Source organism: Aliiroseovarius crassostreae, from assembly GCF_049803815.1.
In the GTDB taxonomy this organism is placed as follows: Bacteria; Pseudomonadota; Alphaproteobacteria; order Rhodobacterales; family Rhodobacteraceae; genus Aliiroseovarius; species Aliiroseovarius crassostreae_A.
Genome location: NZ_JBNAGI010000001.1, coordinates 537,227 through 549,210 on the forward strand (window position 1 = coordinate 537,227; position 11,984 = coordinate 549,210).

10 protein-coding genes are annotated in these 11,984 nt (G+C 58.7%); 5 read left to right on the top strand and 5 right to left on the bottom strand.

Features of this window, described 5'->3' with window-relative positions; genetic code table 11:
• Positions 1-3: 3 nt before the first annotated feature.
• From ACP15V_RS02655 to sucC, 3 genes are all read right to left on the bottom strand, one after another.
• Positions 4-2,973 (bottom strand): 2-oxoglutarate dehydrogenase E1 component, encoded by a 2,970-nt coding sequence (locus ACP15V_RS02655; protein ID WP_424942129.1) that lies wholly within the window; start codon positions 2,971-2,973, stop codon positions 4-6.
• A gap of 69 nt (positions 2,974-3,042) precedes the next feature.
• Positions 3,043-3,927, bottom strand: coding sequence for a succinate--CoA ligase subunit alpha (gene sucD, locus ACP15V_RS02660; protein ID WP_173485322.1), 885 nt, complete (start codon positions 3,925-3,927; stop codon positions 3,043-3,045).
• 4 nt (positions 3,928-3,931) lie between these two features.
• Entirely contained in the window at positions 3,932-5,125 is a 1,194-nt protein-coding gene (gene sucC / locus ACP15V_RS02665; protein WP_424942130.1) for an ADP-forming succinate--CoA ligase subunit beta, read from the bottom strand.
• Positions 5,126-5,534: 409 nt separating this feature from the next.
• Between sucC and ACP15V_RS02670 the strand changes: the two genes are divergently transcribed.
• Complete coding sequence (locus ACP15V_RS02670) at positions 5,535-6,575, top strand: glycosyltransferase family 2 protein (RefSeq protein WP_424942131.1); 1,041 nt, start codon at positions 5,535-5,537, stop codon at positions 6,573-6,575.
• Between the two features lie 125 nt (positions 6,576-6,700).
• Here ACP15V_RS02670 and mdh read toward each other — a convergent pair whose 3' ends face one another.
• The gene (gene mdh / locus ACP15V_RS02675; RefSeq protein ID WP_424942132.1) at positions 6,701-7,663 is read right to left on the bottom strand and encodes a malate dehydrogenase; all 963 of its coding nucleotides are present in this window, start codon (positions 7,661-7,663) and stop codon (positions 6,701-6,703) included.
• Positions 7,664-7,820: 157 nt separating this feature from the next.
• Here mdh and ACP15V_RS02680 point away from each other — a divergent pair, with 157 nt between their 5' ends.
• Positions 7,821-8,579: a sulfite exporter TauE/SafE family protein gene (locus tag ACP15V_RS02680; protein WP_424942133.1), complete on the top strand. Its 759-nt coding sequence runs from the start codon at positions 7,821-7,823 to the stop codon at positions 8,577-8,579.
• Between the two features lie 24 nt (positions 8,580-8,603).
• Here the strand turns inward: ACP15V_RS02680 and ACP15V_RS02685 are convergent, their stop codons facing one another.
• Entirely contained in the window at positions 8,604-8,927 is a 324-nt protein-coding gene (locus ACP15V_RS02685; RefSeq protein ID WP_424942134.1) for a hypothetical protein, read from the bottom strand.
• Positions 8,928-9,273: 346 nt separating this feature from the next.
• On the opposite strand from ACP15V_RS02685, the gene ACP15V_RS02690 reads away from it, so the two are divergent.
• Genes ACP15V_RS02690 through ACP15V_RS02700 form a run of 3 tightly spaced genes read left to right on the top strand, consistent with a single transcriptional unit; the run spans position 9,274 to position 11,765 of the window.
• Positions 9,274-10,134, top strand: coding sequence for an HpcH/HpaI aldolase/citrate lyase family protein (locus tag ACP15V_RS02690; RefSeq protein WP_424942135.1), 861 nt, complete (start codon positions 9,274-9,276; stop codon positions 10,132-10,134).
• A 25-nt stretch (positions 10,135-10,159) separates the two neighbouring features.
• The gene (locus ACP15V_RS02695; RefSeq protein ID WP_424942136.1) at positions 10,160-10,708 is read left to right on the top strand and encodes an NnrU family protein; all 549 of its coding nucleotides are present in this window, start codon (positions 10,160-10,162) and stop codon (positions 10,706-10,708) included.
• A 22-nt stretch (positions 10,709-10,730) separates the two neighbouring features.
• On the top strand, positions 10,731-11,765 hold the full coding sequence (locus ACP15V_RS02700) for a MaoC family dehydratase (RefSeq protein WP_424942137.1): 1,035 nt from the start codon (positions 10,731-10,733) through the stop codon (positions 11,763-11,765).
• Positions 11,766-11,984 lie beyond the last annotated feature (219 nt).

Sequence of the window (11,984 nt, forward strand, 5' to 3'; positions counted from 1 at the left end):
GGGTTATTTCCCTTCCAAGTTCAGCGCGTCGTTCACCAGCGCTTCCTGTTGTGCTTTATGTTGCGAGGCCAGCCCGGTTGCGGGCGAGGCCGAGGCCGGACGACCGGCATAGATCGGGCGGGTGTGCTTGGCGCCAATGCGCGTCTGCACCCATTCGATGTTGGGTTCGACAAAGGACCAGGCGCCCTGGTTCTTCGGCTCTTCCTGACACCAGACGATGTCGGCGTTCTTGAACCGCTCCATTTCACGGACCATCGACATGGCCGGGAAGGGATAGAACTGCTCCAGCCGCATCAGGTAGATGTCGGTGATCCCGCGCGCATCGCGCTCTTCCAGCAGGTCGTAATAGACCTTGCCCGAACACATCACCACGCGCTTGATCTTGTCATCCGCCACCAGTTTCGTGTCGGAATTGCCCTTCTGCGCGTCATCCCAAAGGACACGGTGGAAACTGGATCCATCGGTGAAATCTTCGGCGGTCGAGACACACATCTTGTGACGCAAAAGCGATTTCGGCGTCATCAGGATCAGTGGCTTACGATATCCACGGTGCATCTGGCGACGCAGGATGTGGAAATAGTTCGCAGGGGTCGAGCAGTTGGCGACAATCCAGTTGTCCCCGCCACACATCTGCAGGAACCGTTCCAGACGGGCCGAACTGTGTTCCGGCCCCTGCCCTTCGAAGCCATGCGGCAGAAGGACGGTCAGGCCTGACATGCGCAGCCATTTCGATTCGCCCGACGAGATGAACTGGTCGAACATGATCTGCGCGCCGTTGGCAAAATCACCAAACTGCGCTTCCCACATGACCAGCGCATTGGGTTCCGCCAGCGAGTAGCCATACTCAAAACCCAACACCGCGTATTCCGACAGCATCGAGTCGATCACTTCGTAATGCGCCTGACCTTCGCGAATGTTGTTCAGCGGATAGTAACGTTCTTCATTGTCCTGATTGATCAGGCCCGAATGACGCTGCGAAAACGTGCCGCGGGTACAGTCCTGACCGGCCAGTCGCACCGGGAAACCTTCGGTCAGAAGCGAGCCAAAGGCCAGCGCCTCGGCCGTGGCCCAGTCAAAGCCCTTGCCGGTTTCGAACATTTTCGCTTTGGTATCAAGCAGACGCCCAACCGTCTTGTGCAGCGGGTAACCTTCCGGCGCCGTCGACAAAGCCTTGCCAACCTCGGCGAAGGTTTCCGGTTTGATCGCCGTCTGACCGCGCTGATATTCCTCGGCTTTTTTATCGAGATGTGACCAACGGCCATCCAGCCAATCCGCCTTGTTCGGCTTGAACTCCTTGCCCGCTTCGAACTCTTCGTTCATGCGCGCCTGGAACGACGCCTTCATGTCCTCGATTTCGCCGGACGGGATCAGCCCTTCATTCACCAGACGGTCGGTATAGATCTGCAACGTGGTCGGCTGTTTCTTGATCTTCTTGTACATGACCGGGTTGGTGAACATGGGCTCGTCGCCCTCGTTGTGACCAAAGCGGCGGTAGCAGAAGATGTCCAGAACCACGTCCTTGTGGAACTTCTGGCGGAATTCGGTGGCAACGCGGGCGGCATGCACCACGGCCTCCGGATCATCGCCGTTTACGTGGAAGATCGGGGCCTCCACCATCAGGGCAATATCGGTCGGATAGGGGCTTGAGCGCGAGAAATGCGGCGCAGTGGTAAAGCCGATCTGGTTGTTCACCACGATGTGCATCGTACCGCCAGTCTTGTGGCCAACAAGGCCTGACAGGCCAAAACATTCTGCCACAACACCCTGACCGGCAAAGGCCGCGTCGCCGTGCAGCAGGATCGGCAGAACCTGTTCACGGTTCACATCCCCCAACTGCTCTTGCTTGGCGCGTGCCTTGCCCAGAACCACCGGGTTCACCGCCTCGAGGTGCGAGGGGTTGGCGGTCAGGCTGAGGTGCACATTGTTGCCGTCGAACTCACGATCCGAACTGGCGCCAAGGTGGTATTTCACGTCACCCGAACCATCCACCTCTTCGGGTTTAAAGCTGCCGCCCTGAAATTCGTTGAAGATCGCCTTGTAGGGTTTCTGCATCACATTGGCGAGCACCGACAGGCGGCCGCGGTGCGGCATGCCGATGATGATGTCTTTCACGCCCAGCGCACCGCCACGTTTGATGATCTGTTCCATGGCGGGGATCAGCGCCTCGCCCCCATCCAGACCAAACCGCTTGGTGCCCATGTATTTCACATGCAGGAATTTTTCGAACCCCTCGGCCTCGACCAGCTTGTTCAGGATCGCGCGTCGCCCTTCACGGGTGAACTGGATCTCCTTGCCCAGCCCCTCGATCCGCTCCTTCAGCCATGCGCTTTGTTCGGGATCCGAAATGTGCATGTATTGCAGCGCGAAGGTGCCGCAATAGGTGCGCTTCACGATCTCGACGATCTGGCGCATCGAGGCGATTTCCAGCCCCAGCACGTTGTCGATAAAGATCGGGCGGTCCATGTCGGCCTCGGTGAACCCGTAGGATGCCGGGTTCAGTTCCGGGTGGTTCGTCGCCTCGCGCATGCCAAGCGGGTCGAGGTCGGCAGCCAGATGGCCCCGGATCCGGTAGGCGCGGATGATCATCAGCGCGCGAATACTATCGAGCACCGCCTGTTTGATCGCCTGATCAGAAACTTCAACACCCTTCGCCGCGGCCTTTTCGGCAATCTTCTTGCCCGCGGCCTTACCTTCCTTGGCGGTGTCCTCATCGGGCCACATACCGTCCAAAGAATGCACCAAATCGCCAGTGGGTGTGGGCGGCCAATCGGTCCGCGCCCAACTGGGCCCTTCTGCCTCGGCAATGGCGTCACTGCCATCGTCCCCCATTTCGGCAAAAAACGCAGCCCAGGCTGCGTCGACCGCCGATGGGTCCTTGGCATATTGTGCGTAAAGCTGTTCCAGATACTCGGCGTTATGGCCTTGCATAAAGCTGGACGCGTGGAAGATATCGTTGGGGCTTTGATCCGTCATGGGTGTCGGTCTCAACTGAAATTGGAATGCAGGCGCCCGGACCATACCGGGCGCCTGCGTTTTAAATGATTACTTGCCAATGGCTTCCAGAACCGCCTCGCCCAGCGTGGCGGGGCTGTCGGCGACCACGATGCCAGCAGAGCGCATGGCTTCGATCTTGTCCTCGGCGCCACCTTTGCCGCCGGCCACAATCGCACCGGCATGGCCCATGCGACGGCCCGGAGGGGCGGTGCGGCCTGCGATGAAACCGGCAACCGGCTTCCAGCGGCCTTTTTTCTTCTGCTCGGCCAGGAATTCAGCAGCTTCTTCTTCTGCCGAGCCACCGATTTCACCGATCATGATGATCGATTGGGTCTCATCGTCGTCGAGGAACATGTCGAGGACGTCAATGTGCTCGGTGCCTTTGATCGGGTCGCCACCGATACCAACAGCAGTCGACTGACCCAGGCCAATGTCCGAGGTTTGCTTCACAGCTTCATAGGTCAGGGTGCCGGAACGGGACACAACACCAACCGAGCCACGCTTGTGGATGTGGCCGGGCATGATGCCGATTTTACACGCATCCGGGGTGATCACGCCGGGGCAGTTCGGGCCAATGAGGCGCGACTTGGACCCTTCCAGCGCGCGCTGCACGCCCATCATGTCCAGCACCGGAATGCCTTCGGTGATGCAGACAATCAGCTCCATCTCCGCGTCAATCGCTTCGAGGATTGAATCCGCGGCGAAGGGCGGCGGCACGTAGATCACCGATGCGTTGGCTTCGGTCTTGGCTTTCGCCTCGTGGACCGAGTTGAAAACGGGCAGGTTCAGATGCTCCATGCCACCTTTGCCCGGCGTCACGCCGCCGACCATTTTGGTGCCATAGGCAATCGCCTGTTCCGAGTGGAAGGTGCCCTGCGAGCCGGTGAAGCCCTGACAGATGACCTTGGTGTTTTCGTCAATAAGAACTGCCATTGTCTTAACCCTTCACCGCTTTCACGATTTTCTCTGCACCGTCCGACAGGTTGTCGGCTGCGATCACATCAACGTCGGAGTTATTGATGATGTCTTTACCGGCTTCCACATTGGTGCCTTCCAGACGCACAACCAGCGGCACCTGCAGGCCCACTTCTTTCACGGCCGCAACCACGCCCTCGGCGATCACGTCACAGCGCATGATGCCGCCGAAGATGTTCACAAGGATGCCCTTCACGTTGGGGTCCGAGGTGATGATCTTGAAGGCTTCGGTCACTTTCTCTTTGGTGGCACCACCGCCAACGTCAAGGAAGTTGGCAGGCTCTGCGCCATACAGCTTGATGATGTCCATGGTGGCCATCGCCAGACCCGCGCCGTTCACCATGCAGCCAATCTCACCGTCCAGAGCGATGTAGTTCAGGTCGTATTTCGACGCTTCCAGCTCTTTCGGGTCTTCTTCGGTTTCGTCGCGCAGGGCGGCGATATCCTGGTGGCGATAGATGGCGTTGCCGTCAAAGCCGACCTTGGCGTCGAGCACTTTCAGGTCGCCGCCATCGGTCACGATCAGCGGGTTGATCTCCAGCATCTCCATGTCTTTCTCAACGAAAGCCTTGTAGAGCTGACCCATCAGCTTCACGCATTGCTTGACCTGTGCGCCTTCGAGGCCCAGCGCAAAGGCGATGCGGCGGCCGTGGAAGCCCTGATACCCGGTGGCCGGATCGACCGAGAAAGACAGGATCTTTTCGGGGGTGGCCTCGGCCACTTCCTCAATGTCCATGCCGCCTTCGGTCGAGCAGACGAACGAAATGCGCGAGGTTTGACGGTCGACCAGCAGAGCGAGGTAAAGTTCACGCTCGATGCCGGACCCGGCTTCGATGTAAATACGGTTGACCTGCTTCCCTGCCGGGCCGGTCTGGTGGGTCACAAGCGTGCGGCCCAGCATCTTCTTGGCTTCTTCAGCAGCTTCTTCCACCGACTTGGTCAGGCGCACACCGCCCTTTTCGCCAGCGTCCGCTTCCTTGAAGGACCCTTTGCCGCGGCCACCTGCGTGGATTTGCGCTTTCACCACCCAAAGGGGGCCATCGAGTTCACCTGCGGCGGTCTTGGCGTCTTCTGCTCTCGTTACGGCGCGGCCCTCGGAAACGGGGGCACCGTAGGATTTCAGAAGGGCCTTCGCCTGGTATTCATGAATGTTCATGAAATCATCCTATCCAGTTGGTCGAGTGTGTTCTCGGTCAGAATGCACAACCGAACATGTAAAGAAACGGTTTTCCGTTTAAAAATTGGTTTTTTCGACCCTTTTAGCGTTTTTGTGATCACAGCACCAAAACGTGTGATCACAAAAATGGGGAAATACCGAATCTGACGCGTTCCACTCGCAATATGTCGCGGATCACCCCTGCGGTTTTGCCTTCCCTTCGCAACGTCAAAAGCAATGGGGGTTTGTCCGGTGGAAAAAAGGCCTGTCGCCCAAACAATCGTGGCAGGAATGCCAACCACCAGAACGCGATTGCGCCAATGGCTTGCAATTTACCGCAACTGTTCACACAGTCAACGCAGGCACGGCCCAACAAGAGGCTGGCCATCACGTTGAGCAGGTCATTCGCATGAAACACAACAGCTGGGCTGTCGTTTGTACATGCCACGAACCCACGCCACTGGTTGTGGCATTCGTGGCCCATTATCTCGCGCTTGGCGCATCAGAGATTCAGATATATCTGGATAAGCCACAGCCGCGCAGCCAGGCCCTTCTTGCGCATTTGCCCAAGGTGCGTTTCATCACATGCGATGACGATTATTGGTCAACCTTCAAATTTGGCCGACGCCCCAACGTGGTCACGAAACGTCAGTTGAAAAACGCTTTTCGGGCTTATAACACCACAGAATGCGATTGGTTGCTGCACGTAGATACAGACGAGTTTCTGACCACGCGGTTTCCCCTGGATCAGTCTCTGGCGCAAGTATCCCCCGAAATCCGACAGGTGCGCTTTAAAAACTTGGAACGCAGCCTGACCCCGGGCAAACAACAATCAATCTTTGACGGAGTTTTTCGCACTGCGCCACCACATGCCGAGATCCCGCATAGCTGGCTTGTGTCTCATGACCAGGAATTCACGGTACGCGGTTTTACCGGGCATGTGCAGGGCAAATCGATGTACCGCACGCGCAGCAATGTCACGCCTGGCATTCATTCCGGCTGGCCGTCGAGCGCGGACACTAGCCCATGGGAGCATGAGTTCTATCTGCCAACCGGGACGCTGTTGCATTTCGACGGAATGACCCGCCGCCACTGGACTTCAAAACTGTTAAGATTGGCGCAGCATAAAAGCAATTACCGATGGTTGAAAAGAAACATGCCCGAACGATACAACCAGGTCGCGGCCATTTTGCGGGCCCGCTCACCGGAAAGAGCGGCGCGGCATCTTCATGACCGGCTGAAAGTTCTGAATGCAGAAAAGCGGCATCATCTAAAGGCCCTGGGCCTGTTGGACGACACCCCATTTACGCCTGAAGATGCAATTTCAGCGCTGAATCTTCCCGAAAAAATCGACCTGTCGCCCGAAGCGTTTGATGCAGAAGTTGCCGCGATGCGCGAAGGTGCAGGTGACGCTGCGGTCAAAGAGTCCGACGAGAAAGCTGCCAATTAGCCTCACAAGCTGCAGCTCGTATCGTAAAGAGGGGGGGGCCCAATCCAGTAGGCCTAACACCCGTGCATGGACGAAAAAGGGCCGACACATCGTGCCGACCCCCTTGAATTTTGTATGTCGAGGGATCAGGCCAGCGACGGATCGATCTCTTTACAGGCGGCGACCAGGCCCTTCACGGCGTCAACCGACTTGTCGAACATAGCTTGTTCGTCTTTGTTCAGCTCGATGTCGACCACTTTTTCGATGCCATTGGCCCCGATCACGGTCGGCACGCCGACATAGAACCCGTCCAGGCCGTAAGCGCCGTCAACATACGCCGCGCAAGGCAGCAGGCGTTTCTGGTCATTGAGGTAAGCCTGCGCCATTTCAATCGCCGAAGCGGCCGGGGCATAGTAGGCCGAGCCGGTTTTCAGCAGGCCAACGATCTCGGCGCCACCGTCACGGGTGCGCTGCACGATCGCGTCCAGTTTTTCCTGGCTGGTCCAGCCCATTTTCACCAGATCCGGCAGCGGGATGCCGCCAACGGTCGAATAACGGGTCAGCGGCACCATGGTGTCGCCGTGGCCCCCCAGAACAAAGGCGGTCACGTCGCGCATCGACACGTCGAATTCCACCGACAGGAAGTGACGGAAGCGGGCCGAGTCCAGAACGCCAGCCATGCCGACAACTTTCTCGTGCGGCAGGCCCGAAAACTCGCGCAGGGCCCAAACCATGGCGTCCAGCGGGTTGGTGATACAGATCACAAAGGCGTTCGGCGCGTGTTGGGCAATGCCTTCGCCGACCGATTTCATGACTTTCAGGTTGATGCCCAGCAGGTCATCGCGCGACATGCCCGGCTTGCGCGGCACACCGGCGGTCACGATGCAAACGTCTGCGCCTGCAATGTCTTCATAGCTTGTGGTGCCCGACATGGCGGCGTCAAAGCCTTCCACCGGACCGCTTTCAGCGATGTCCAGGGCCTTGCCCTGCGGGATGCCGTCGGCGATGTCAAAAAGGACAACGTCGCCCATTTCTTTCAGTGCTGCGAGGTGCGCCAGGGTGCCACCAATCATACCCGAACCGATAAGGGCGATTTTGGGTCGTGCCATGAGAATGATCTCCATCCATTGAATTTTGACGCTATCCGTAGTCGCTCTGTCGCATTCGCGCAAGTGCGCTGCATCGCGGCATATCTTGCCGCTTGCGTGTTTCAACGCGAGGCGATAGCGCTAAAGTGACAAAAAACATGCGGTTTGCAGACATCTCATGCCGGAAATTCTGGATTTCACATTCTTTGCCTTTGCCATCCCGGCGGTGCTGTTTGCGGGGATTTCGAAAGGTGGATTTGGCTCCGGCGCGGCGTTTGCGGCCACCCCGCTGCTGGCGCTGATTCTGGAACCGGGCGCAGCGATTGGACTGATGCTACCGCTTTTGATGCTGATGGATGTGACCGCCCTGCGGCCCTATTGGGGCAAGTGGGATGGGTTGTCGGCCAAGGCGCTCATCCTGGGGGCAATACCCGGCGTGCTGCTGGGCGGTGTTTTGTACAGGATTGCCAACCCGGACGTATTTCGCGTGATGATCGGATTGATCGCTGTCGGGTTTGTCGGCTTTCAGATCACCCGAACACGAGGCTGGCTGCACCCGGCTGCGGCCCCTATGGGACAGAAACCGGGGCTGTTTTGGGGAATGATGGCCGGGCTGACCAGTTTCATCAGCCATGCGGGTGGCCCACCGGCGGCTGTATATCTACTGTCTCGGCGGCTCGACAAGCTGACCTTTCAAGCCACCACCGTGATTGTCTTTTGGGCCGTGAACGGGATGAAATTCATTCCCTATGCCTTTCTGGGCATTTTCACATGGCAAACCGCAAAGGCCGATCTGTATCTGGCGCCCTTTGCGGTGATTGGCATTTGGATGGGGGTCAGGCTGCATCATATGGTGCCGGAGCAGCTGTTTTTCCGCCTGACCTATGCCTTCCTGCTGGTCACAGGCGCCAAACTGATCTGGGACGGGTTGACCTGATCCAAAGGCCATCCCGTCAGTACCTCAGGTCGGTTCGCCCAACATGGCCGGGGTCGGTTCTTCGTCCAGCGTTTCAAAGCTGCGCCCTGCGGCCACAAGGCAGGTCACCCCTTGCGGATTGGTCACGGTAATGGTCCAGGTGCCACTTTCGTTAGATGCGAATACTTCGACCACCATATTGTTGGTGGCCAACCCAATGGATTGGCGCGTTTCACCATAGGTGTCGGTCAGGCGTTCCACCACGGCGGGGCGCGGGGCACAGTTTTGACGGGTCTGGGCCATGGCGTGCTGCATGGACACAAGGACACCGCCGGTGATCAGGGCAAATGCAAGGATTTGCTGTTTCATGGGTCTTCCCTTTCTTACTGGGGGCCATGCGCCGGGCCATCCGTATCACGGCGGCGCGTCTTCCCCGGTCCGATCAGGTGTCGAGCTGCTTCCCGTTTTGCGCACAATCGGAATGTGCTTTCGGCGGCCATCCGCGGGCCCTCCCGTCGCTCGACGGATAAGACAAGCCTGCGCTGCAAGCCCGAAGAACTGGTTAACGGCCCGTACCGGGGTGGGGCGCTGGCGGAATGATCCTTTCCGCTTCGGGCGACGCAGCGGAAAAATTCTGCATTGCAGCAAATCCCCCCTTGCGAAATGCTGCGCAATCGCGATGCTGTGCGCAAGAATATTGCGGAGAACCAGAATCATGTCGACCACCCAAGCCTCGCGCCCTTATCGTTCCGTCCTCTACATTCCCGGCTCGAAAGAGCGCGCCTTGGAAAAGGCCCGTGGCCTGGCCTGTGACGCGATCATCTTTGATCTGGAAGACGCGGTGGCCCCGGATGCCAAGGTCGACGCCCGCGCCACTCTGCGTGCGGAGCTGGACAAGGGCGGTTATGGCAACCGCGCCAAGATCGTACGGATCAACGGGTTCGACACCGAATGGGGCAAAGAGGATGTGGCCGCGATGATCGGGGCCGATATCGACGCGATCCTGATGCCGAAAGTGGGCAGCGCCGCGCAGCTTGACGAACTGGCCGCGCTCATTCCCGATGTGGACCTTTGGGCAATGATGGAAACGCCGCTGGGGATGCTGAATGCAGCCGAGATTGCCGCCCACCCGCGCCTGAAGGGGTTTGTCATGGGCACCAATGATCTGGCCAAGGAACTCAACACCCGGTTCCGGGCCGATCGCCTGCCGATGATGGGCGGGCTGCACCTGTGCCTGATCGCCGCCAAGGCCCATGGGGTTGTGATTGTCGATGGCGTTTACAACGCGTTCAAGGATGACGAAGGCCTGAAAGCGGAATGTGATCAGGGTCGCGATATGGGCATGGACGGCAAGACGCTGATCCACCCCGCACAGCTGGCGATTGCCAACACCGCCTTTGCCCCGTCCGAGGGCGAGATTGACCTCGCCCGCCGCCAGATCGCCGCCTTTGAAGAGGCCGAGACGTCGGGGCAAGGCGTGGCGGTTGTGGATGGTAAAATCGTCGAAAACCTGCATGTTGTGACGGCAAAAGGCATCCTGGCCAAAGCCGAGGCGATCAACGCGCTTGAGGGCTAAGGCCCAACCCGTTCGGAGACCCACCATGACCATCCTCATCCTCGGCCTCGCCCTGTGGTATATCGGCCATTTCTGGAAACGCGCCCTGCCCGACCGCCATGCCGCGATGGGCGATAAGGCCAAAGGCGTGTCCGCGCTGGTCGTGCTGGCCGGCGTGGTCCTGATGGTGATCGGATACAAGATGTCGGAGAGTTATGACCTCTTCGCCTATCCAAGCTTCTTCAATCACATCAACAACCTTGCCATCCTGATCGCGATCTATCTGATGAGCCCCGGCCCATCGAAAGGCGCGATCCTGTATAAAATGCGTCACCCGATGCTGACCGGCATGATCGTTTGGGCCGTCGCGCATATGATGGTGAACCCCGACCCGGCCTCTTACGTGCTGTTTGGCGGGCTGACCGTCTGGGCGGTGGCCGAGATGAAAGTGATCAACACGGCAGAGCCCAACTGGACCCCGCCCGCCAAGGGCAGCATCGCCAAGGACGCGATGTTCCTTGTGGCGTCGGTGATCCTGCTTGCCGTGATCGGATATATTCATGGGCTGGTTGGCCCGATGCCCTTCGGGGCCTGAACTCATTATCAGGAGATAAACCATGGCCAAAACCAATCCGGGCCGCTTCTTTGAAGACTACAAACTGGGGGACGTGATCGAGCACGCCGTGCCGCGCACCGTGGCCGAAGGCGAGCGCGCGCTGTATCACGCGCTCTACCCGGCCCGCCACGCGCTCTATTCGTCCGACGAGTTTGCCGGGGCCTGCGGGCTGGAAGGGTCGCCGCTGGATGATCTGATCGCGTTTCACGTGGTGTTTGGCAAAACCGTGCCGGATATTTCGCTGAACGCGGTGGCGAACCTGGGCTATGCCGAGGGGCGTTGGCTGAAACCGGTGTATCCGGGCGACACGCTGCGCTCGGCCTCGAAAGTGATTGGTCTCAAGCAGAACTCCAACGGGAAATCCGGCGTGGTCTGGGTCCACACGGTGGGGTTCAACCAGACCGGCGAAGCAGTGCTGGAATATGTGCGTTGGGTGATGGTGCGCAAAGGCGATCTGGATGCGCCCGCGCCCGAAACCGTGATCCCCGAGCTGAAATCGACGCTCGAGGTTGAGGATCTGGTGATCCCCGAGGGGCTGACATTTGAGGATTACAATTTCACCCTTGCGGGCGAGCCGCATCGCTGGGGCGATTATGAGATTGGCGAAAAGATCGACCATGTCGATGGCGTGACCGTCGAAGAGGCCGAGCACATGATGGCCACCCGCCTGTGGCAAAACACCGCCAAAGTGCATTTCGACGCCACCTTCCGCCCGGACGGTCAGCGCCTGATCTATGGCGGACATGTGATTTCGATGGCCCGCGCGCTATCGTTCAACGGGCTGGCCAACGCGCAGATGATTGTCGGCCTGAATGGCGGGGCCCACGCCAACCCCTGTTTTTCGGGTGATACGATCCGGGCTTGGTCCGAGGTTCTGGACAAGGCCGAAACCGGCGTTCCCGGCGTGGGTGCCATCCGCCTGCGTCTGGTCGCGGTGAAACATGGTGCGGAGGACTTTGCCCTGAAAGGCGAGGACGGCAAATACCTGCCCGAGGTGATGCTGGATCTCGACTACTGGGCCTTGATGCCGATGTAAGACCTGCCCCCCTGTCGCGTCGCCGGGATTTACGGCAGGGATTTCGGTGTACATCCGCATACAAACCAGAGTTATTCCCTCGGATTTAAACCCCCGCATTCTGTGATCACATTTTTCAAAATTGTGATCACAGAGGTGTTTTTTCGCATCTGTTAGCGCAAATTACGCATTTTTATCCCCTGTCAATGGGTGACTCTGTGCCGCAAAAGGGGCTATTCC